The following is a 21,788-nucleotide window of genomic DNA, read 5'->3' on the forward strand; positions in this document are numbered from 1 at the left end:
AAGCTCCCGCAGGTCGGGCCGGAGCCGTTAACATACGGCCCGCCTGATCAACCAACGGAGCAACCGCAGTGATTCAACCGACCAGCGTATTCAAGGACAACCTCGCCCAACTGCCGGCCATTGACGGCATCGAACGTATCGATCTGGTCGACGGCCAGGGCGCCGTCGTCGCCGACATCGAAAACAAGCCGGGCAAGCAAGGTTCGGTGGCGGTGTACCACTACCTGCAGCAGACATTCGGCCAGCTCGACGCCGAGGCCGCCGAGCACGGCCTGGCCGTGTTTGCCGAGCACACCATCGACGCGCGCAACCGCCCGGGTGCCCACCCGAATGTGGACCGCCTGCTGGCTATCGCAGCGGGCGAGCCGCCACTGCGCATCCATGTCGTCAAGGGCTGATGAGGCATCGCTGATACCCGCTGCAAGTAGCGAGTGAACCACCCGTTTTCTCGCTGCACCGCACACAGCAGCATCCAGAAAGCCGACCACCGCGCACGCTGATTGCCAGCCATGGGCACGCGGCGTAGCATGAGGCAGCCCTTCTTCGGGAGCCGCCTCATGTCTGCCCAGTACGAAGACAAAGTCCGCCAGCACCTGGCGGACGCAGTGGCCCTGGCGCGCGTTCGCGCGCCCGATATTGCCGACCTGTTCGAGCCGTTCCTGCGGCATTACTACGGTCTGGCAGACCCCGAAGACGTGATCTCGCGCAGCGTGGCCGATCTCTACGGCGCGGCGATGGCGCACTGGCAACTGGGCCAGAAATTCGTGTCGGGGCAACCGCGCGTCCGCGTCTACAACCCAAGCCTTGAGCAGCACGGCTGGTACTGCAGTCACACGGTCGTTGAAATCGTCAACGACGACATGCCGTTCCTGTTTGACTCCGTCACCATGGAGATCAACCGGCAAGGGCTTGCGCTGCATTCCGCCTTCCATCCGGTCTACCGCGTCCAGCGCGACGCCGCGGGTATGCGCGTGGCGGTCTCGGCCGGCGGCGGCGTACAGCGCCCGGCGGCGCTCGCGGGCGACATGCCCGACACGCCCGCCGATGCGGACCAAGCCACCCACGGCGTTGCCCGCTTCGAGTCCACGATCCACATCGAGGTCGATCGGTTTTCGGAGCCGGAACGCATGCAGGCTTTGCACAGCGACCTGCTGCGTGTGCTGGGCGACGTGCGTGCCGCGGTGGAAGACTGGAAGCCGATGCAGGCTGCAGTCCACGCCGCCATCGACGCGTTGGCCGTGCGCGCCGCACAGCCTTCTACCGCCGACGTGGAACGCGCCGAGATTGCGGAAACGCAGGCCTTTCTCAGTTGGATGCTCGAGCGCCATTTCACCTTCCTTGGCTACCGTGACTACGAACTGATCACGCAAGAAGATGGCCATTACCTGCGTGGCATACCCGGCACGGGCCTGGGCGTGCTGCGCGAAGCGCTGCGCGACTCCTCCACGCCGGACACCACGCGCCTCGCTCCCGGCGCAGCCAAGTTCATCGAAGCGCCCGAGCCCATCTTCCTCACCAAGGCCAATTCGCGGGCTACCGTGCACCGGCCCGGGTATCTCGACTACATCGGCATCAAGCTGTTCGACGCCGAAGGCCGGGTCTGCGGGCAACGACGCTTCCTGGGGATGTACACGTCGAACGTCTACATGGTGCCCGCCGAAGATATTCCGCTGGTGCGCCGCAAGGTGGCCGACGTCATCCGGCGCACGGGCTTCCTTCCCGACGGACATCTTGCCAAGACGCTCGTCACGATCCTGGAGCAATACCCGCGCGACGAGCTGTTCCAGATGGACGCCGAAGCGCTGCACGACATCGCACTCGGTATCCTGCGGTTGCAGGAGCGGCAGCGCACACGCCTGTTCGTGCGTCGCGATCCGTTTGACCGCTTCGTGTCGTGCCTCGTCTTCGTGCCGCGCGAGAAGTTCAACACCGACTTGCGCGTGCGGATCCAAAGCCTGCTGCAGGCGGCGTATCACGGCACCGCCGTGGAGTTCACGCCGCAGTTGTCCGAGTCGATGCTGGCGCGCATCCATATCACGGTGCGCACGCAGCCGGGCAATGTGCCCGATGTGGACGTGGCCGAGCTGGAAGACCGCATCGTGCAGGCAGCGCGGCGCTGGCAGGACGACCTGGCCGACGCCCTGCTCGAACGCGGCGGCGAAGAACGCGGCAACCGCCTGCTGCGCCGCTATGCCGGCGCGTTTCCGGCGGGTTTCCGCGAGGACTACGCCGCGCGCCTTGCCGTGCGCGATATCGAACTGATGGAGCCGCTGCTCGGCGCCAATGCCGCCGACAACGTGCTGACCATGCAGCTCTACCGGCCGCTCGAAGCACCGCCGGGTGCGCTGCGATTCAAGATCTATCGCGCCGGGCAACCGACATCGCTGTCACACAGCCTGCCGATGCTCGAGCACCTGGGCGTGCGCGTCAACGAGGAGCGCCCCTATTGCATCGAGCCCGCCGATGCCGCCCCGATCTGGATGCATGACTTCGGCATGGAGACCATCGACGGCAGCGAAGTCGATCTCGACGAAGCCCGCGCACGCTTTGAAGATGCCTTCGCGCGCATCTGGAGCGGCGAGCTGGAGAACGACGATCTCAACCGCCTTGTGCTGCAGGCCGGCCTGACCTGGAGCGAGGTGCGCATCCTGCGCGCGTATGCGCGCTACATCCGCCAGATCGGTTCGACCTTCAGCAACGCGTATATGGAGAGCGCGCTGACCGGCAATCCGGCGATTGCGCGTGCGCTGGTGCGGCTGTTCCTGGTGCGATTCGACCCTGCGCTTGCCGAGGCCGAGCGCTCGCGTGCCAGCGAAACGTTGCGCAAGCAGATCGACGAGGCGCTCGAAGACGTGCCCAACCTGGACGAAGACCGCATCCTGCGCCAGTTTCTGGGCGTGCTCGAAGCCACGCTGCGCACCAACTATTTCCAGAGCGTGCCGGATGCTGGGCAGGGGCAGCCCAAACCTTATCTCTCGTTCAAGTTTGATCCGGCGCGCGTGCCGGGCCTGCCCGAGCCCAAGCCGATGTTCGAGATCTGGGTGTATTCACCGCGCGTGGAAGGCGTGCACCTGCGCGGCGGCAAGGTTGCGCGTGGCGGGCTGCGTTGGTCCGACCGGCGTGAGGATTTCCGCACCGAGGTGCTGGGCCTCGTCAAGGCGCAGATGGTCAAGAACACGGTCATCGTGCCGGTGGGCTCCAAGGGCGGCTTTGTCGTCAAGCAACCGCCGCCGGCCAGCGACCGCGATGCCTATCTGGCCGAGGGCGTGGCGTGCTACCAGACCTTCCTGCGCGGGTTGCTCGACTTGACCGACAACTACGTCGACGGCCGCGTCGTACCGCCGCCCGATGTCGTGCGCTATGACGAAGATGATCCCTATCTGGTCGTTGCGGCCGACAAGGGCACGGCCACGTTCTCAGACTACGCCAACGCCATCTCGGCCGAATACGGCTTCTGGCTGGGCGATGCGTTCGCCTCCGGCGGCTCGGTGGGCTACGACCACAAGAAGATGGCCATCACCGCGCGCGGCGCTTGGGAATCAGTCAAGCGGCACTTCAGCGAGATGGGCGTCGATACGCAGACGCAGGACTTCACCGTCGTGGGCGTGGGCGACATGTCGGGCGATGTGTTCGGCAACGGCATGCTGCTCTCGCGCCATATCCGCCTGCTGGCGGCGTTCGACCATCGCCACATCTTTCTGGACCCGTCGCCCGACGCGGCGACAAGCTTTGCGGAGCGCGAGCGGCTGTTCGACCTGCCGCGCTCGAGTTGGGCCGACTACGACCGGGCATTGATCAGCCCGGGCGGCGGCGTCTTCCCGCGCACGGTGAAGTCGATCCCGCTCACGCCCGAGGTGCGCGCCATGCTGGACGTGACGGCCACCGAGATGGCCCCGAACGACCTGCTGCACGCCATCCTCAAGGCGCCCGCCGATCTGCTCTACAACGGCGGTATCGGCACGTACATCAAAGCCAGCACCGAAACGCATGCCCAGGTGGGCGACCGCGCCAACGACGGCCTGCGGGTAAACGGCGCCGAGCTGCGCTGCAAGGTTGTGGCCGAGGGCGGCAACCTGGGCTGCACCCAGCTTGGCCGCATCGAATACGCGCAGCATGGCGGGCGCATCAACACCGACGCCATCGACAACTCGGCCGGGGTGGACTGCTCCGATCACGAAGTCAACATCAAGATCCTGCTGGGCCTGTTGGTGGCCGATGGCGAGATGACGCTCAAGCAGCGCAACACGCTGCTGGCCGAGATGACCGACGAGGTGGGCGAACTGGTGCTGCGCGACAACTACTTCCAGACGCAGGCGCTGTCACTTGCGCGCACGCGCACCGCGTTGTGGCTCGACCCGGAAGCACGGTTGATGCGGCATCTCGAACGCAGCGGTCGCCTGAACCGTGCGATCGAATTCCTGCCCGCCGATGAAGAGATCGACGCCCGGCGGCCCAGCGGCGCAGGCCTGACCACGCCCGAACGCGCAGTGCTCATGGCCTACAGCAAGATGTGGCTGTACGACGTGCTGCTGGGCAGCGATCTGCCCGATCAACCGTTCGTGGCCGATGGCTTGCCGGCGTACTTTCCGCGGCCGCTGCACACGCGCTGCGCGACGTCGATCCCACGCCATACGCTGCGGCGCGAGATTCTGGCCACCATGCACGCCAACGCGCTCGTCAACCGCGCCGGCGTGACGTTCGTGCATCGGATGGCCGAAGAAACGGGCGCCGAACCGCTTGCCGTGGTGTGGGCCAGCCTGGTGGCACGTGCTGTCTACCGGCTCGATGCGCTGTGGGAGGAAGTCGACGCGCTGGACGCGAAAGTGCCACACGAAACGCAGACGGCCCTATTCACCTCGCTGGCGCAATTGCACGAGCGCGCTACGCTTTGGTTCCTGCGGCGCCGGCTGTCGGACGTGCCGGCCGCGGTCGACCGTTTCCGTGGGGCGGTGGATGCGCTGGCATCCGACATCGACGCGCTTCAAACCGAGGAATCTGCACTGGCCGCCGGGCAACAACAGCAGAGCTTGAGTGAAGCCGGTGTGCCGGAAACTCTCGCGCGCGTAACGACCGGCGTACCGGCACGCGTGTCGTTGCTCGACATTGCCGAAGTGGCTGCCGCAGGGGGCTGTGATGCGCGGCTCGCCGCACGCGTGTACTTTGCGCTCGACCAACCGCTCGCTTACGGATGGCTGCAAGGCGGCATCCTCGGCCTGCCGACGCAAACGCATTGGCAGATGCTGGCTCGCGCCACGTTGCTCGAGGAGCTGGGGCAACTGCGGCGCCGTCTGACGCAATCGGTGTTGCAAGATGCAGCCCCCGGCGCGAGCGCGGAGGCCCTGATCGACACTTGGCGAACGAAACGCCAGGAAGCGCTGGCACGCTACAACCGTGTGATTGCCGATCAGGTCGCGGCGGGGTCAGCCGACCTGGCAATGCTTTCCGTCGGGCTCAAGGCACTGGCCGAGGTCGATGCCTGATCCCGATGCAGGCCGCGATCGGACGCTGGCGCTACCGGGCACGCGCCAGCGCAGCGTTGACGCGCAATGGCGGCGTATCGTGCGAAAACGGCGGCTGCACGACAAACGCGTCCACCACGCCGGGTTCGAAGAACAGGCAATACGTCGACCCGCCGTACTGGAAGAAGCCCAGCTCCTCGCCCTTGCAGACATGCTGGCCTGGCGTGACGTCGATCATGCACGACGACACCTCCGCCATGCCGACGAAGACGCAGCCCACGGTGCCGATCGCCGGGTCGTCGCACGCGATGGTGATGATCGCGCGTGCGGCTACGGCAACGCTGTAGCCTTGCGAATCGTTGAGCCCTTCCTGGTCCGCGCCTTCCGATTCCGCGCACGAGTAGTACGTGCCCTCCACGTGATAGGTATCGACGATGGTGCCGGAAACCGGCGCATGCCAGCGGTGGTAGTTGTAGGCGCTGAGGAATGCCTGATACACGCTGCCGCCGGCAAACCGCTCCGCCAAGTGGGCCTTGCTCGACCCGAAGACGTCACGCAATGAATACGGCTGTGCCTTGATCCAGAACGCGTCTTCATAGCGCGCATCGTGGCTGATGTTGTAGGGTGCGGCCTCGCACGCGCTGACGATCAGTTTGTTGTCGTCCTCCCCCGCGACCGGGCGCATACCGGCACGCAAGCGGCGCGTAAAGAAGTCGTTCCACGAGCTAAAGCCCCAATACGGCAGCGACGGATCGCACAGAAACTCGTCCATGCCGATGCGGCGCGTCGCTTCGGCGCTGAACCAGCCATCCGGTTCGTTCGTGTTCAGGTAGGCACGCGAATGCGGGCCGCTGAGGAAGGCACTCCAGCCATTGAGCACTGCCTTCAATGCATCGTTGAAGCGCCGATCACGGAACAGCGCGTAGCCGGAGGGCATGCACATGGGCCAGTCGAGCAACGCGTTCAGTGGACAGATCACCAGCGCCTTCTCGTTGAAGCGCGGTGCGCACGTAACGATATGGTCGATGGCGAGCAGCAATTCCGTGCTGTCCCTGTAGCCGAGCTCGTATCCGCGGTCCCTCGCTTCGTCGATGGCACGCGCAAGATGCATGCGCAACACGGGCTCGCTATCGATCAGGTTGGCGAGCGCACGCACAGCCTCCACCAGGGGCGTCTTCGATGGGCGTGACAGCGCTTGCGCGACCAGTTCGGTGCGGAATGCGGCCAACTGCTCTTCGCCGTCAGGCAGCCAGTTGCCCAGCCGGCGGCGCCGGTCCGATGGAACATTCGATGCTGCTTCCAAAAAATCCTCCTTAAACGCGTCGTTGCCCGGCAACCAGGGGCGCAGCGCGCCGATGCCGCAGGCAACGTACAAGCTCCTCCGCGTACGGCAACAGCTCCAGCGCCACGAAGATCGACAAAACGGTCGCGACATAGTCCCAAGGCAGCGGCGGCTCTTTCCAACGCAGGGAAAAATCGGGCGATGCGGACCCCATACCGAACAGGCCAAGCACTTCGTTCCAGTGCAACAGTGCAACCACCGACAGCGCCATGAGCGGGATCATCTCGAGAAAGCTGTGCACGTGCTGCTCGAATGGTTTCACGGTGCGATGGGATACCGCATAGCTGACATCCCACATGGCGGTGGCCTGATGCACGACATAGGCGACGGCCATCACCACGAGCACCAGCGCATTGATCTGCAGGAACAGCGCTGTCAGCACGGGCACGCCCATCTCCGCAAGCATCAACAGGTGCAGCAACGACTCCTTGGCACCGGAGGTTCGTTCAATGCGGGTGGCACGGTGGCACCACCAGTCCGCCACCCCGGCCGCCACCCATAGCGGAATCAGGAAGTACATCAGGTACGACTCAAATGGCTCATGCATGGGCCGGCTCCGGCAATTGGTGCGACGTGTCTGGCAGACCGACTGTCCACGCAACCGGCGTTCCAGGAGCCTGGCATCGCCGTTGCTGCGGTTTGCACAGCTGAACCCCGCCGATGAAAAAGCCGCCCGCCTCCCCACAAGCAGACGAGACCGACCCGACTCAGCAGCCCGGGTCGCTCGACGCGTGCCGCCGGTGCGACCTTTGGCGCCACGCCACGCAAGCCGTACCCGGCGAAGGCAAGCGGCGCGCCCGCATCATGCTCGTCGGCGAACAGCCCGGCGACGGCGAAGACCTGGCCGGCAAACCGTTTGTTGGCCCCGCCGGAAAGTTGCTCGACCGCGCACTGGAAGACGCCGGTATCCCGCGGGACGACGTGTTCATCACCAATGCAGTCAAGCACTTCAAATGGGAGATGCGCGGCAAGCGGCGCCTGCACAAGACACCCGGCCAGCGCGAGGTGCAAGCGTGCATGTACTGGCTCGAGCGCGAACTGCAGCAGGAGGCGCCTGTCGTGGTGGTGGCGCTGGGTGCGACTGCGTTGAAAGCCCTGCTCGACGATGCGCATGCGCGCCTGCAGGACCACTTCAACAAACCCGTCCGACATGACGGCCGCACGGTGCTGGCGACCTGGCATCCGTCTTACGCACTTCGCGCGCCGGACCCCGCCGCTCGGGAACACGCCTATCTCGCCATCGTGACTGCCCTCCGACATGCGCGGCGGCTGGCCGCCGACAGCTAGCGGCACGGGCGCGTGAGTTGCGTCACGGGAACCGACATTGACACTTCACAAGAGGACGATGATGAATCGCACCACCTATTCGGCCCGTGCGTTGTGCGCGGCGGCAGCCGTGTTCATGGCGCTCGGCAGCGGGCTCCTGTTCGCCCAAGCAACGGGCGGACAGTCCGGCAGCAGCGACAACGCACCCGCAGCCCATCCAGACAGCAGCACCGCCACCGGTACCACGAGCCGGACCGACAGCCCCACGGGGCGCGATGCCACGCGCAACCGCACGCGCAACGACCACGCCAACCCTACCGGCGAATACGTACCGCGCACAGGCTCCACCTCGCACCAGGACACCAACGGCAACGTGGTCAAGGACAGATCGGCCGGCGGCAGCCCGCAGGGGCGCGAGCGTCCGCCGGCCAGCCCGCCCAACATTCCTGCAACCCACCCCTGACCATCGGCGGGCAGGCGTTCAAGGCTGGCCGTTGCCGCCCGAGGCGCCATAGACCTGCCCGGTCACATAGCTCGACTCGCTGCTGGCCAGCTGCACATACACGGTGGCAATTTCTGCCGGCTGGCCCGGGCGGCCCATGGGCGTTTTCGCCCCGAACTCCTTCAGGTTGGCTTCCGTCTGCCCACCGCTGACTTGCAGGGGCGTCCAGAACGGGCCGGGCGCCACGGCGTTGACGCGAATGCCGCGCTTGGCCATCTGCTTGGCCAGGCCCTTTGTAAAGTTGGCGATCGCAGCTTTCGTGCACGCATAGTCCAGCAGGTTTTCAGAAGGGTCATATGCGTTGACCGATGCCGTGTTGATGATGGCCGCACCGGCCGGCATGTGCGGAATGGCCGCCTTGGTGATCCAGAAGAGCGCGTAGACGTTCGTCTTGAGCGTCCAGTCGAACGCTTCCGTCGTGATGTCGAGGATGGAGTCGTAGCTGTGCTGCCGCCCCGCGTTGTTGACGAGGATGTCCAAGCCGCCGAGCGCACTGACAGCCTTGTCGACCAACGACTTGCAAAACGCTTCGTCGCGAATGTCGCCGGGCAGCGCGACGGCTTTGCGGCCCGCCACGCGAATCAGCTCCACCACTTCTCGTGCGTCTTCCTCTTCCTGTGGCAGATAGTTGATGGCGACGTCTGCCCCTTCGCGCGCAAAAGCGATGGCCGCCGCACGGCCGATGCCTGAATCGCCGCCGGTGATGAGCGCCCGCCGCCCAGCAAGGCGGCCACTGCCCCGGTAGCTACGTTCTCCATGATCGGGCCGCGGCGTCATGCGCGCGGCCAGGCCCGGCCAGGGCTGGGATTGCACCGGAAACGGGGGATGCGGGTAAAGGGGGCGCGGGTCCTGCACGCCGCCCTTGGCGGGTGCAGTGCCGGCTGCGGCGCCAGGCTGCGATTGTGATTGCGCCAGCGCGGGCGTTGTTACGGCGGCTGCAAGCGCTGCGGTCGCGCCTTGCATGACCTTGCGGCGGGCCTTGAAAAAATCGTCGTCTGCCACGAGCGGCTCCTTGATTGAGGAGCAGGCCGAACGCCGGCCCGCTTGAGCGCAGCATCAAGCAAGGGCGATTCCCGTTCGCGACCGTTCCGGAAGCGGCACGATTTCTGCGCAGGGCTGTTCAGACCCGTGCCAGACAGGAGGACACGTGAACAACGAAAACCCAATTCCCGGCACGCCGCCCGCACCCGCCGCACCCGGCGACGAAGCGGCGCCGGGCGCGCCCGGCAGCGGCGAAGCGGTCTGCCCCGAGTGCAACGGAACGGGCCAGCGCGAGGACGGCAGGCCGTGCCCGTCGTGCGAGGGCAGCGGCAAGATCATTCAGGGGATAGGCGGAGGCTGACGGTATGTACCGTCATCGCCACGGCGATCTCACAGCACGCGTGAATCGCGGCGGATTGTTTAATGCGACACCGCCACCGCGCGGCGGCCGCCGCTGCGAACGTGCCCGGATGCCTTGAGCAGCGCATAGCCCTGGAGAGTCACCCGGGCATAGCAATGATCGGGGCCTCGGCGCTCCAGTGTCACGAGCTGACGTTCGATGAGCGCTTCGACGTCGGCGCGGTCGAGGTCATCGGATTCTGCACCGTCGTTGACGAGAAGCAAGACAGCAAATTCATGGGGACTCAGCACAGTCGGCTCCAGCTTGTCTGTTGGCCGTCGCACGCAATCCGTGCGGGTGGGCGGGCTTGGTTTTCACTGACACCATGAGCACTGCAAGAGCCGCCGAGAAATCGGGAGAGAGCAACTGAGCTTGCAGGAGAAGCCAGCATAGGCATCCGCGCAGCGGCATTCAAGAGGGCAATGGGACGTTTCTCCCACCAGTGTTACCGGCCGCGTCGCCGATGGCTCTGGGCCAACCGTTTGCCGTGCGGTGCAGCGCACGGGCGGCAACGATTGCGCATTGCAGAAAAAACGTCCCTCGTCCGTTTGCGCTAAGTCAATTGTGCAAAAGAAAGCGCCCCGGTGGCTCGCGTCACCGGGGCGCTGAGCAATGCGCTCGGACTGGACCTTACGCGTCGTTGGCGACGACGTTGCCGCGACGGCCGAAGCCGTGCAGCGGGTCGATGTGCTCGGCACGTTGGAGCCGTGCATACGGATCCTCCACTTGCGCATGCGCACCAAATGCATGCCACGTACGGTGGTGTTCCGTCGCGCGGTCGGCCGCCTGCACTGCAGCACGGCCATGCACCACGGCTGTCACGCTGCCGTAATAGCGGGCCATGCCGGGGCGCATTGCGTACGTCTGCGCGGCCGATTCGTGCGAGGTCGGCTCAACCCAATCGCTACGGCCCAGACGGCCGCGATAGCCGAAGCGATGGAAGCCTGCGGCGTCCGCCGTGATCGAATCCACGGCCTTCGCGACGTCACGCGGCGGCTGGGCAGGCGCATCCGAACCTGCCAGCGAAGGCTCTGCGCGGTCGAGTGTCTCCAGCACGATCGCCTCGCCGACAGGGCGGGAGCCGAGCACCGGCTCGTCGGGGTCGTATTCCGGGCTGCGGGTGAACGGCGTGGGCGGCGTCGCGGTGCCAGCAGGAGCCGGGCGGCCTGCCCATTCCTGCCACGAACGCACGTGCGTGATATCGCCGTCGTCGTCGTGGTCGACCACCAGCAGACGCGTGTTGCGTGGGCGCTGCCAGGCGGGTTGCTGCTGTCCGTGCAGCGCCCCGCGCGACGCACGGACGGTGGCGCCCGCCGATGCCGTCGGCACAGCCGGCGTACGGGCGATCTTGCGTCGAACGGCGCGGTCCAGCCGAGACAGGATCATCCACACCACCAGCACGCCACCCATGCCGGCGATGATGTTGCCGTACATGCGAAGTTGCTCGAATGGCAGACCGCTGGGGCCGACGCTGCTGATGGAGTAGCCCACGTACAGCCCCAGCAGTCCCCAGATCGAGATCACGAGTACCGGCCGGAAAATGCGGAACCACAGCACGTGGTGCAAGGTACCGACGACACCCTTATCCGAGAACGACTGTCGGATCGAGTTTCGCGAAACATCAATGACAAGCATGGTCATGGCGAATTCCCCTGTTGTTGTTGGATGCCCCGGTCAGGGCTGGTCCAGCGGGCACGGGCACGCGTACGCTGGAAGGCGACGGCTGGAAAGCCGATCACCGTGGTGACAAGATTCAGGATCCAGAACGCCACCGGATACCAGACGGTGTCAATGAAGTAGCGCAGGATGTTGTCGTCGTAGCGGCGGTCGATAAAGCATCCAACCAGCAACTGGAGCACGCACGTGATGAAGAGCAACGTGCCGTGCCAGCGCGGGAGCGCTTCCATACGCCATTCAGGCGGCAGCGTGATGAAGAAGCCGACCACCGACCACGCGATGACGATCAGCATGTTGTACGCCCACACCACCGACAGTGCGTACTCGAAGAAGATCGGCCACATCATCGACTGACGCAGGCTCGCCATCGCCGGTGCGTACTTGATCAGCGCCTGGATGCCGCCCTTTGCCCAGCGCAGGCGCTGCTTGTACAGGCCGCGGAAGGTCTCGGGCATCAAAATCCACGACAGCGCGCGCGGCTCGTAACGGATCATCCAGCCACCCACCTGCAGCTTCCAGCTGATGTCGATGTCTTCGGTGAGCATGTCGTTGCTCCAGTAGCCGACATCCTCGATAGCGTGTTTGCGGAACATCACGACCACGCCCGACACCGTCAGCAGTCGCCCATAGATCTGCTGCGTCCGCTTGATCAGCCCCACGATCGACGAGAACTCGCCCACCTGCATGCGACCGAGCAAGGTCGAACGCGTGCGGATGCGCGGGTTGCCGGTCACGGCACCGATGGTCGGGTTTTCCATCAGGTGGCGGATCATCCAGGCAATCGCGTCCACATCCAGGATCGAATCGCCATCGATGCACATCAGATACTCGGCATCGGTCACCTTTGCGGCGGTGGTGAGGCCGATGGCCTTGCCCTGGTTCGACGACTGGTGGATCACCACCAGCTGCGGGTATTCCGCAGCCAGTTCGTTGAGGCGTTCTCCGGTGCGGTCGGAGCTGCCGTCGTTCACGGCGATGATGTCGTAGTTCGGATATCGCATGCGCACGAGGTGGCTGATCACCTCGCGCACATTCGCCTCTTCGTTGTAGCAAGGCACGATGATCGAGACCTTGGGGTAGCTCTTGACCCCCAGCAGCGCCAGCGGATGCTTCACCTTGTGTGTGCCGCGCTCGAGCAGGAAGTAATGCAGCAGCCCCCCGATCATCCAGAAATACGACATGAAGAACGGGTAGTAGAAAACAAAGCCGGAGATCCAGCGCTTGGCAATGAGTGCGTCCACCATCTCAGCCTCCCGCCTTGATGGTGTGGGCCGGCGCTGCCGCTTCCGTTGTCGCGGGCTTCTTGTCTGCAGGTGCCTCGCCGGCCTTTGGCGGCTGGCTCTGCGGCGCGGTGCTGCTGTTGAGCTTCTCGACGCTTGCCGCGTTGCCGCCTGGCGGCTTGCGTGTCTCGATATACGTCTTGAGCGACATCACATCGCGCAGCACCTCGGTATCGGGCCGGCCGGCGATGAAGTCGTCGGGGTAGTAGCCGTAGTTGAGGGCACCGGCCGCGCGCAGCGCGCGCATCTGGTCACGCAATTCCGCCGTCGGGATCGGCTTGTCCTGGCTGCGCCAGTCCACCGCCTGCAACTCGAAGATCGTCTTCTTCAGGCCATCCTTGTGCTTGGCCACGGCGGCCGTCAGCTTCTTCATCCAGTCTTTCGGATCTTTAGCCTCTTCCATGTAAGGCATGGCTTCCAGCGCCACGTAGTCGTACGCCTCCAGGAAGTCGTCGTAGTTCTGCGCCGTCCACGTCTCGGCCTTCGGATCGAGCACCGGGCCCGCAAAGATGTTGCGTGCGGTCAGCATGTCGCGGCCGTTCTGATAGCCCTGCGCCACCGCGATCAGCTCTTTCGAGAACGAGATCAGCGCAGCCGTCTTGGCCCGCGACCACTTCTGCATCAGCTCGGGCGACTGGCGGATCTTGCTGATGTCGCCGGGCAGGCCCATGGCCTCGTAGGCCTTGAGGGCGGCGGGGCTGGCATCTTCGTAGTCGTCGAGCACGCCATCGTCGTGGAACAGCACACCGTCGATGATCGAGTTCTTGGCCAGGTCCTCATAGATGTCGCGGATCATCTGGCGCGCCTGCGGATCGAACGGCGACAGCCGAGGCGGCTTGACCGTACCCGGCTTCTGCGGCGCGCCGGGCAACGACTGCACGAGGTGCGTGGCAGCGGGGTTGTTGGCCGGCAGCTTGTACGACAGCATCGGCAGCCAGGCGTACACCTCCACCTTCGCACGTGTCTTCAGTTGCCACGACACGCGCGAGAACAGGTCCGCACGCATCGGCATGTGCCGGTTCGGGAAGTACACCGCGTCCACGGCGCCGTTGCCCTTCGGATCGGCGAAGGCCTGCAGGTACACCACGCGCGGCGCCAGGTCCTTGATGCGGTCGATCAGCTTGCCGAGGTTGGCTTCCTGCTGCTTCGGGTCCGGGTCGTAGATGTAGTCCATGTCGACCTGCACCACGCGCTGCACGGGGTTGATCTCGCCGTGGTGCGTCACGGGCTCGCGCAGCGAGCGCTCAAGGTCGCCGGTGTTGGTGTCGTAGCCCATCAGGCTTCGGCGGATCGCGGTCAGGGGCACGTCTGGCGTGTTCGGACCCGGCTCCAGCGTGAGCATGTACTTCAGGCCCACGTTGGCCGCTTCCTGATCGAGCATCAGGTTGTGCGCGCCGTAGGGCCACACCACGGTTTGCACCTTGGTGCCCAGGTTCTTCTGGATGAGGTCGACGCTGCGCTGCAGGTCGTCGCGCACGCGCTTGCGGTACTCATCATCGGTTTCGTAACGGCCGAGGTTGCGCAAGTATTCGTGCGTGCTGGCCGCCGGCATCTCATTGCCCTGCGGGTTGCCCAGTGCGCCGTGGTGCATGTCCTGCGTGTGCGTCGCGAAATCCGCCAGGCCCGACGCCTGCATCTCGCGGATCTGGTTCCAGTTCATGAAGAAGTCCCGCGGCACGATCTGCTTGTCCGACAGCTTGATCTTCGCGCCCGGCGGGGCGTTGGTCCACTCCGTCACCAGACCGAACACGGCGGGAAAGCGGAACTGCTTGAGCAGCGGGAAGACCTTGGTGTAATGGCTTTCGTAGCCATCATCGAACGTCAGCAGGATCGGGCGCTTGGGCAGTGGCTTGCCGCCGCGGCGCGCCTCGTCAATCTGCGCCAGCGTGACCGGGTGGTAGCCGTTGTCCTGGATCCAGCTGAACATGTTCGTCAGCATCTTGGTATCGACGGCAAACGCATCGGGCAATGTCTCGAAGCTGGCGCGCAGGTTGTCGCGGATGTCGTGAAAGCAGAGCACGCGGAACGTCTTGCCATCATCCGGATCGGGCTTGGGCAGAAAGTCCACCTGTACGGCGCCGGCAGGGTGAACGGCGCCCACGAGTGCCAGCATCACGGTCAATGCCATCCAGGCGAAGAATCGTCGCAATGACGGTTGTCGGAGAGCTTGCATGGGCTTCACAGCGGAATGTTGAGGTTCAGGTACAGGAACTTGCGGTTCTCGGGCTGGCCGTCATAACGATGGCGGCCAAAGCCGATGCCGTAGGAAACCTGCGTCTTGCGATTGATCTGCCAAACATGTTCCAGCCGCGCTTCGACCATCGGGCTGCTGCCGAAGGACTGCTGGTTGTACAGGCCGCCCGTGAGATACACGCGCTGCGTGAACGACTTGTCGGCGTAGCGCCATGGCGTCCACGACCAGATGGCGGTGGCCGTGCCGCTGTAATCGCGTGAGGGGCTGAAGTAGTTCAGGCCCGTCATGCTGTTGCTGCTGGTGTCGGCACCCAGCAGCACACCCACGGTGTGGCGCGGAGACACGAACAGTTGCTGATAGAAATTCGCAGCCCAGCGCTGGCGCAGGTTGTCGTCGGTGTAGCGCGACACCCCGTACGTGAGCGATGCATAGCGGGTTTCGTCCCACGTGTAGCGCACGTTGCCGCTGACGGTCTTGCCGGTCACCCCCACCTGGTAGGCCTTGTAGGGGACCTCCAGGTCATCGTTGGTAATCAGGCCCGACACTTTCCAGTGGTCGCTCGGGATCCACGTCGCATCCAGGGTGCCGCCGGTCTTGCCGGCGGCACCGACGGACTGGTGCACCTCGCCGTTCACTTCGACGCCGGTGTCGAACCACTGCAGGCCCGCGCCGTTGCGCACGCGGCTTTGCGATGCACCGTCGAACTGGGCACGGCCCGCAAAGTTGTGGAAGAACAGCCGGTAGTGATCGGCAAACGGCCCGCTGTAGGCCTTGGTGCTGATGCCGTACTCGTTGTTGGCGAACACCGAATTACCCTTGTCCGCCGTGGATTCAATGATCAGCTGCGGGCTCTGGTAGACGTCCAGATCCTTGCGCAGCGCACGCACCGAGCCGTTCTCGGGAAAGCGTTCGTCCAACCCGTTGGCGACATCCTTGGCCGTCTTCAGATCGTCCACGGCCAGCGATGCACGGCCATAGCCGGCCACCACGCTCAAGTCGTCCGGGTGCTCGGCAAGCGCCGTCTTGTACATGTCGCGCGAGCGGTACGGCTCGGTCTGCACCATCGCGCCGTCGGCACGAGCGCTGACGAGCGAGGCGGCGAACGGCGCCTCGTGGCGCCATTTGTCCAGCTCGGCAATGCCCTGGTGCGTGCGGCCCGTCAGGATCAGGTACTGCGCTTCCAGCCGCTTGATGCGTGAGTAATCGGGATTGGGCGTACCGGCTTCCGGCGCCAGGCGTACATATTCCGGATTGTCGGCCTTCATCTTGTCGAGCAGCGCGCGCGCTTCTTCAAAGCGGCCCGTATCGAGCATGGCGTAGAACAGGCCTTCCTGGACGTCACCGGTTTCGATCTCGCCGGGGCCGGCATCCTTGAGCGCGCGGGCGTAGGCGTCGGCAGCCTTGTCCGGCGTATCGAGATACGCATAGGCATCCCCCGCGGCCACACGCGTATAGGCCGGCACCTTGCCGGTCTGCGACATGGCTTCGTAGCGCTTGACGGCATCTTTCATGCGCCCGCGCGAGGACAGAGCCACCACTTCATCCGCCACGATTTCCTGGCGGAACTCCGCGTTCTCCGGCGTATCGGGCACCTTCTTGAGCAGCGCTTCGATCTCGGCCACCGCCTGATCGATGATCACGAAGCGTTCCGGTCCGTTGATGACCTTCAACTGCTGGCGCCCCCAGCGGATGCGCTGTGCGGCGGCGGCATGGTCGACGTGCCACGATTCGCTTTCCTTGAACCAGTCCGGATGCTCGCGCAGGTGCTCTTGCGCCAGCGTGGCGGCACCTTCGCGCGACTCACGCATGACCTCATCGTGAAAGGCCTGGCGGTCGGTCGGCATCGGGCCGACGGGGGCGTTATCGGGGGCATTGCCGGCGGCGTGGGTGGCCGCCGCATTGGCCGCCTCCGGCGATACCTGCAGCGGTTCGAGCGCGCCCGGGCCCTCTGCGCTCCGGCCGGAAGGCGCGGCCGGGGCCTGTGCAGCCGTAGCGGGTGCAGGCGCACCCGGCGGCAGGATCACCGTGGGTGACGACGGCGCGGGTGGCGAGGCAGGCGGTGCGGCCTGAACGGCAGGCATCGGCGATGTGGTGGCGGGTGCCGTTGCCGCGGGCAATGTCGTCACGGACGCATCGGCCGGCACCGCCTGTTGAGCAACCAGAAGCGTGCTGGCGGGAGACGCCGGCAGATCGTCACCGCCGACGATGACGGTGGTAGATGTAGATGCAGAGGTGGCCGGGCCCTTGCCCGCCGCGTCGGCCAACTGTGTGTCGATCAGGCGACGCGTGGCCGCGCTGGAAGCAACGTCGGTCGCGGCGTGCGCGATCATGGGCACCGTACCGACCACCATAACGGTGGCGGCAGCAATCGCGCAGCGGCGGGGATGCCATGCCACAGCCGCGCGGGTGCGCTCGGCCGGCAGGCGCCAGGAAAGTGGCTCGTACATTGTCATTGTTGTCATGTCCAGTGGGCGGCCCGTGCAGGCGCACGACATCCGCATTGCATGAAGAGGTGCCTGGGCTGAGTCAGCCGAGGCGCGCCGTACCGTTGGCGGTGCGCACCGGGGCGCGCATCGGCTTGGCAGGCGTCACGCCTCCAAAGGCCCGCGTCATGGCGGCCCAGCGGGATTCGGCGCCCAGTTCAGTGGCCGATGCGTTCACCGACGCATTCGTCCGCTCGGGCGCCCCCATCTGGGGGGACGAAGACGCCATCACCGCGTCTCGGGCCGGCGTGCGGGCCTGGAACGGACTCGGTGCGCGTGCAGCGGTTTGCACGAACACGTCGGCGTCTTGCACATCGCCAGACACCTGGACGGATGTCTGCGCAGATGCAGCGCTGGTCGTGGCGGCAGGCCCGGCCTGCAACTCCAGCGGAATACCCAGGCGCATGGCGGCGTAGACCGCTTCGCTCTTGTTGCGCACGTTCAGGCGCCGATACAGCGTGCACGCGTGCGTTTTGACGGTGGCTTCCGAAATGCCCAGCAGGCGGCCGACACCTTTGACGGAGTGGCCGCGCGACAGCAGCACCAGCACTTCGTACTGGCGTAGCGACACATTGAGCCGCTGCGCTGCTTCCGATGCCTCGAGCGAGAGCATCGGCATGGCCGCACTGGCGGCACGTGGCATCAGCGCCGGATAGGACTGACCGCCGGCCAGCACGAGCCGCAGCGTGGCCAGCAAGACTTCCGGCGATTGCGATTTGGCGCAATAGGCGTCCACACCGCACGTCATGGCGACGTGCGCTTGTTCAGCAGACAGGCTGGCGGCCAACAGCACCACGTGGCTGGCCTCGCTCGCGTCGATGGCCTCGCGCAACTGGGCGGCGAACTGGCCGGCGTCTGTCGGGCCATCGGCCTCGTCCAGACCGATAACGAGCAGGTCGGCCCGCTCGTCGCAGGCGTGTAATTCCCCAGAGCTGCGGGCAGGCAATGCCGGGGCAACGACCTCCAAACCGAGGGTGGGATGCGCGAGCAACTGCGCAAGTCCGGCTCGCAGCAACGGATGATTCTCCAGCAGGACTGCTTTCATGGTTTCCTCGTTTTCTTGTGAAGCGATTCCGGCCGAGCGCGCGCAGGCCAGCCGCTGCGGGCGAGCACGCACATGACCGTCGAAACCCCGGGACCGTCCGAGAGAAGCGCCCTGCCACCGGCGATGTGCCGGCACTGGAGAAGCGAAGTGCGAATGCCGTGGGACCGTGAGACCGTGGGGACCAACCCGGTTCCGGATTCGCTTATTTGGAAAAACGTGTTCTGCATGTGGCGGAACTGCCTTGCACATACAGAGTGACCGCACGACATAGAGCAAGCATCGGGCCACCTCCGTGCAGCGCAACATCTGCTTACACTTGTGGCACAACCGGCGGGGTGCAGAAGCGGAGGAAAACCCGCTGTGGCAAAGGATCGCAGGCCCATCGCATGGATTGATGCGGCGCCGCAAATTGAGGCATTTCTGTAACGATTTAGTTACGAACCCTCGGGGTGTGACGACAGACGCCGTCATGCCATCGGCTGTCCACTGAACGTTTTTACAACCTGTTTTAAAACTTACCGGGCGAGGGCGGCAAAGAGCACATCACCGGCAGCGCGGCGATGTTTGAATGACCGATGCGCCGCTCAGGGCTTATGACGCATGGCAAAGAGGAAAAGGCTGTCGATGGCGCCCACCATGAAGATGAGCGCGGCGGCCGTATGCAACATCCACGCACCGTCAGCAAACGGAAGCTGGATCGACGTATGCGGAATTGCCGCCACCACGCCTGCAGCCACCGACATGCGCAGCACCGGCACCCACCATGTGCGCTTGGCGGGCAGGGGGTCGTCGCGATGACGCGGCGCGGGGTCGGGCGTCGAACGGGGCATGCGGCAGGGACGAGAAGTGATGGCCATGCTGCATTGTTGAACACAACCGATCGAAGCGAAACAGAAAACAGCGCCGTGCAACGCCCGCAATTCCCCCGACTGAAATTGCTCAGGCGGGGTGCGCGGCCAAGTGCGCCAGGTTCTGCAGCATGTCGGCCGTCATCTCAGCCACGCCGTATTCCGCCTTCCAGCCCCAGTCGCGCCGGGCCACCGAATCGTCGATGGAATTGGGCCAGCTGGCCGCGATCGCCTGGCGGAAATCCGGCGCATACGCCACCTCGAACGACGGACGATGCCGGCGGATCTCGGCCGCCAGTTGCTCAGGCGTAAAGCTCACGCCGGCCAGGTTGTAGCTGCCGCGCTCGGTGATGCGTTCGGCCGGTGCCTCCATCAACTCGATGGTGGCGCGCACGGCATCGGGCATATACATCATGGGAAGCGCCTCGTCGTGCTCAAGGAAGCACGTATAACGCTCGCCCTTGACGGCCGAATGGAAGATGTCGATCGCGTAGTCCGTCGTGCCGCCGCCCGGCGCGGTCTTGTACGAGATCAAGCCCGGATAACGCAGGCTGCGCACGTCCACGCCGTGGTGCTCGAAATACCAGCGGCTCCAGCCCTCTCCCGCCAGCTTGGAAATGCCGTAGACGGTCCTGGGCTCCATGATTGTGCTCTGCGGCGTGTTGTCCGCAGGCGTGGTGGGCCCGAACGCGGCGATAGAGCTGGGCCAGAAGATGCGCTCGAGCCGATGATTGCGCGCGGCCTCCAGCACGTTGAGCAGGCCATTCATGTTGAGCGCCCAGCCCCATGTGGGCGATTGCTCCGCCGCGGCCGACAGCGCCGCCGCCAGGTGATAGATCTGCGTGATCCCGTGGCGCTCGATGATCTCGCGCAGTTGGCCGCGATCCGTCACATCCAGCGTTTCGTGGCGGATCTGCGGGTGGCGGCCGCGGGGCACCATGTCGCTTGTCACGACGTTGCCAGTGCCGTAGCGCTCGGCCAGCGCAGCCGCCAGCTCCGTGCCCAATTGCCCGTTGGCGCCAATGATGAGGATGCGCGGTGCCGTTCCCAGATTCGCGCCGGTGCCAGTGCTCATCAGATGATCCCCAGTTCCTTGCCAGCGGTTTCGAACGCCTTGAGCGCCGTATCGAGTTGCGCGCGCTCGTGCACTGCGCTGATCTGCACACGGATGCGCGCCTGCCCCTTCGGCACCACGGGGTAAAAGAAGCCGACCACGTACACGCCCAGCTCCAGCAGGCGTTTGGACAACGCCTGCGCCTTCTGCGCGTCGTACACCATGATCGGCACGATGGGATGGTCGCCCGGCTTGATATCGAAACCCAGTTCGACGATCTTGCGGCGGAAGTACAGCGCGCTCTCTTCGAGCTTGTCACGCAGCGCGGTGTCGGCTTCCAGCAAATCGAGCACCTTGATGGTGGCCCCGACAATGGACGGGGCCACCGTGTTCGAGAACAGATACGGCCGCGAACGCTGGCGCAGCAGTGCCACCACTTCCTTGCGCGCGCTCGTGAAACCGCCTGACGCACCGCCCAAGCCCTTGCCAAGCGTGCCGGTAATGATGTCGATCTTGCCGAACACGCCACGGTGTTCGTGCGAACCGCGGCCGCGCTTGCCGAGAAAACCCGTGGCGTGGCATTCGTCAATGCCCAGCAGCGCGCCGAACTCATCGCAGATGGCGCGGATCTCATCCAGCCGTGCGATGGTTCCGTCCATCGAGAACACGCCGTCGGTAAACACCAGCTTGAAGCGTGCGCCCGCCGTGTCAGCGGCTTGCAATTGCGCGCGCAGGTCGTCCAGATCGTTGTGCTTGTAACGATAACGCTGCGCCTTGCACAGGCGGATGCCATCGATGATGGACGCGTGGTTCAGCTCATCGCTGATGACCGCGTCTTCAGCGCCCAGCAGCGTTTCGAACAAGCCGCCGTTGGCATCGAACGCCGAGCCATAGAGGATCGTGTCTTCCGTGCCGAGAAACTTCGCCAGCCGCGCTTCCAGCGTCTTGTGCAGATCTTGCGTGCCGCAGATGAAGCGCACCGAGCTGAGGCCAAAGCCATGCGAGTCGAGCGCCTCGTGCGCAGCCTTCAGCACCTCCGGGTGCGACGACAAACCGAGGTAATTGTTAGCGCAGAGGTTGATGACCTCCTTGCCGTAAGCCGTGCGGATCACAGCGCCCTGCGGCGAGGTGATGATGCGCTCGGTCTTGTAGAGACCGGCTTCCTCGATGGCGTCCAGTTCGCGGCGGATGTGCGCGTAGAAGGCGTCGGCGGAAGCGCTGGCTTGCGTTGTCCCCATGGTGCTGCTCCTGTAGACT

Annotated in this window: 17 protein-coding genes; 5 read left to right on the plus strand and 12 right to left on the minus strand. The window is 65.1% G+C overall.

Annotated elements, in window-relative coordinates:
- The first annotated feature begins 68 nt into the window (after nucleotides 1-68).
- A complete protein-coding gene (locus N5B55_RS22780) occupies nucleotides 69-398 on the plus strand; it encodes a DUF2322 family protein (protein ID WP_065858483.1) in 330 nt (109 codons plus the stop codon).
- A 159-nt stretch (nucleotides 399-557) separates the two neighbouring features.
- Nucleotides 558-5,480, plus strand: a complete 4,923-nt coding sequence (locus N5B55_RS22785) for an NAD-glutamate dehydrogenase (RefSeq protein WP_304540170.1) — start codon at nucleotides 558-560, stop codon at nucleotides 5,478-5,480.
- 31 nt (nucleotides 5,481-5,511) lie between these two features.
- On the opposite strand, the gene N5B55_RS22790 is transcribed toward N5B55_RS22785, so the two are convergent.
- Nucleotides 5,512-6,762: a phosphatidylserine decarboxylase family protein gene (locus tag N5B55_RS22790; RefSeq protein ID WP_304540172.1), complete on the minus strand. Its 1,251-nt coding sequence runs from the start codon at nucleotides 6,760-6,762 to the stop codon at nucleotides 5,512-5,514.
- A 10-nt stretch (nucleotides 6,763-6,772) separates the two neighbouring features.
- Nucleotides 6,773-7,348 carry a diguanylate cyclase gene (locus N5B55_RS22795; protein ID WP_304540174.1) on the minus strand — a complete coding sequence of 192 codons (576 nt, stop codon included), beginning with the start codon at nucleotides 7,346-7,348 and terminating at the stop codon, nucleotides 6,773-6,775.
- Between the two features lie 113 nt (nucleotides 7,349-7,461).
- Here N5B55_RS22795 and N5B55_RS22800 point away from each other — a divergent pair, with 113 nt between their 5' ends.
- Together N5B55_RS22800 and N5B55_RS22805 are read left to right on the plus strand one after the other, a co-directional pair.
- Nucleotides 7,462-8,088: a UdgX family uracil-DNA binding protein gene (locus N5B55_RS22800; RefSeq protein WP_065858488.1), complete on the plus strand. Its 627-nt coding sequence runs from the start codon at nucleotides 7,462-7,464 to the stop codon at nucleotides 8,086-8,088.
- A gap of 58 nt (nucleotides 8,089-8,146) precedes the next feature.
- On the plus strand, nucleotides 8,147-8,530 hold the full coding sequence (locus tag N5B55_RS22805) for a hypothetical protein (protein ID WP_304540176.1): 384 nt from the start codon (nucleotides 8,147-8,149) through the stop codon (nucleotides 8,528-8,530).
- An 18-nt stretch (nucleotides 8,531-8,548) separates the two neighbouring features.
- Here N5B55_RS22805 and N5B55_RS22810 read toward each other — a convergent pair whose 3' ends face one another.
- Nucleotides 8,549-9,571: an SDR family oxidoreductase gene (locus N5B55_RS22810; RefSeq protein WP_304540178.1), complete on the minus strand. Its 1,023-nt coding sequence runs from the start codon at nucleotides 9,569-9,571 to the stop codon at nucleotides 8,549-8,551.
- Nucleotides 9,572-9,716: 145 nt separating this feature from the next.
- On the opposite strand from N5B55_RS22810, the gene N5B55_RS22815 reads away from it, so the two are divergent.
- Nucleotides 9,717-9,911, plus strand: coding sequence for a hypothetical protein (locus N5B55_RS22815; RefSeq protein WP_304540180.1), 195 nt, complete (start codon nucleotides 9,717-9,719; stop codon nucleotides 9,909-9,911).
- A gap of 59 nt (nucleotides 9,912-9,970) precedes the next feature.
- On the opposite strand, the gene N5B55_RS22820 is transcribed toward N5B55_RS22815, so the two are convergent.
- From N5B55_RS22820 to kbl, 9 genes are all read right to left on the minus strand, one after another.
- Nucleotides 9,971-10,201, minus strand: coding sequence for a hypothetical protein (locus N5B55_RS22820; RefSeq protein ID WP_065858496.1), 231 nt, complete (start codon nucleotides 10,199-10,201; stop codon nucleotides 9,971-9,973).
- 379 nt (nucleotides 10,202-10,580) lie between these two features.
- A complete protein-coding gene (locus N5B55_RS22825) occupies nucleotides 10,581-11,591 on the minus strand; it encodes a poly-beta-1,6-N-acetyl-D-glucosamine biosynthesis protein PgaD (RefSeq protein ID WP_304540183.1) in 1,011 nt (336 codons plus the stop codon).
- Complete coding sequence (gene pgaC, locus N5B55_RS22830; RefSeq protein ID WP_009240071.1) at nucleotides 11,588-12,871, minus strand: poly-beta-1,6-N-acetyl-D-glucosamine synthase; 1,284 nt, start codon at nucleotides 12,869-12,871, stop codon at nucleotides 11,588-11,590. The genes N5B55_RS22825 and pgaC overlap by 4 nt, the downstream gene beginning before the upstream one ends.
- Before the next feature lies 1 nt (nucleotide 12,872).
- On the minus strand, nucleotides 12,873-15,080 hold the full coding sequence (gene pgaB, locus N5B55_RS22835; protein ID WP_441295871.1) for a poly-beta-1,6-N-acetyl-D-glucosamine N-deacetylase PgaB: 2,208 nt from the start codon (nucleotides 15,078-15,080) through the stop codon (nucleotides 12,873-12,875).
- A gap of 5 nt (nucleotides 15,081-15,085) precedes the next feature.
- A complete protein-coding gene (gene pgaA / locus N5B55_RS22840; protein ID WP_304541798.1) occupies nucleotides 15,086-17,554 on the minus strand; it encodes a poly-beta-1,6 N-acetyl-D-glucosamine export porin PgaA in 2,469 nt (822 codons plus the stop codon).
- 73 nt (nucleotides 17,555-17,627) lie between these two features.
- On the minus strand, nucleotides 17,628-18,629 hold the full coding sequence (locus tag N5B55_RS22845) for a LuxR C-terminal-related transcriptional regulator (RefSeq protein WP_304540187.1): 1,002 nt from the start codon (nucleotides 18,627-18,629) through the stop codon (nucleotides 17,628-17,630).
- A gap of 584 nt (nucleotides 18,630-19,213) precedes the next feature.
- Nucleotides 19,214-19,459 carry a hypothetical protein gene (locus N5B55_RS22850; protein WP_065858504.1) on the minus strand — a complete coding sequence of 82 codons (246 nt, stop codon included), beginning with the start codon at nucleotides 19,457-19,459 and terminating at the stop codon, nucleotides 19,214-19,216.
- Nucleotides 19,460-19,568: 109 nt separating this feature from the next.
- Nucleotides 19,569-20,552: an NAD-dependent epimerase/dehydratase family protein gene (locus N5B55_RS22855; RefSeq protein WP_304540189.1), complete on the minus strand. Its 984-nt coding sequence runs from the start codon at nucleotides 20,550-20,552 to the stop codon at nucleotides 19,569-19,571.
- A complete protein-coding gene (gene kbl, locus N5B55_RS22860; RefSeq protein WP_304540191.1) occupies nucleotides 20,552-21,769 on the minus strand; it encodes a glycine C-acetyltransferase in 1,218 nt (405 codons plus the stop codon). The genes N5B55_RS22855 and kbl overlap by 1 nt, the downstream gene beginning before the upstream one ends.
- Between the last annotated feature and the right edge of the window lie 19 nt (nucleotides 21,770-21,788).

It is taken from the genome of Ralstonia pickettii, assembly GCF_030582395.1.
Lineage (GTDB): Bacteria > Pseudomonadota > Gammaproteobacteria > Burkholderiales > Burkholderiaceae > Ralstonia > Ralstonia pickettii_D.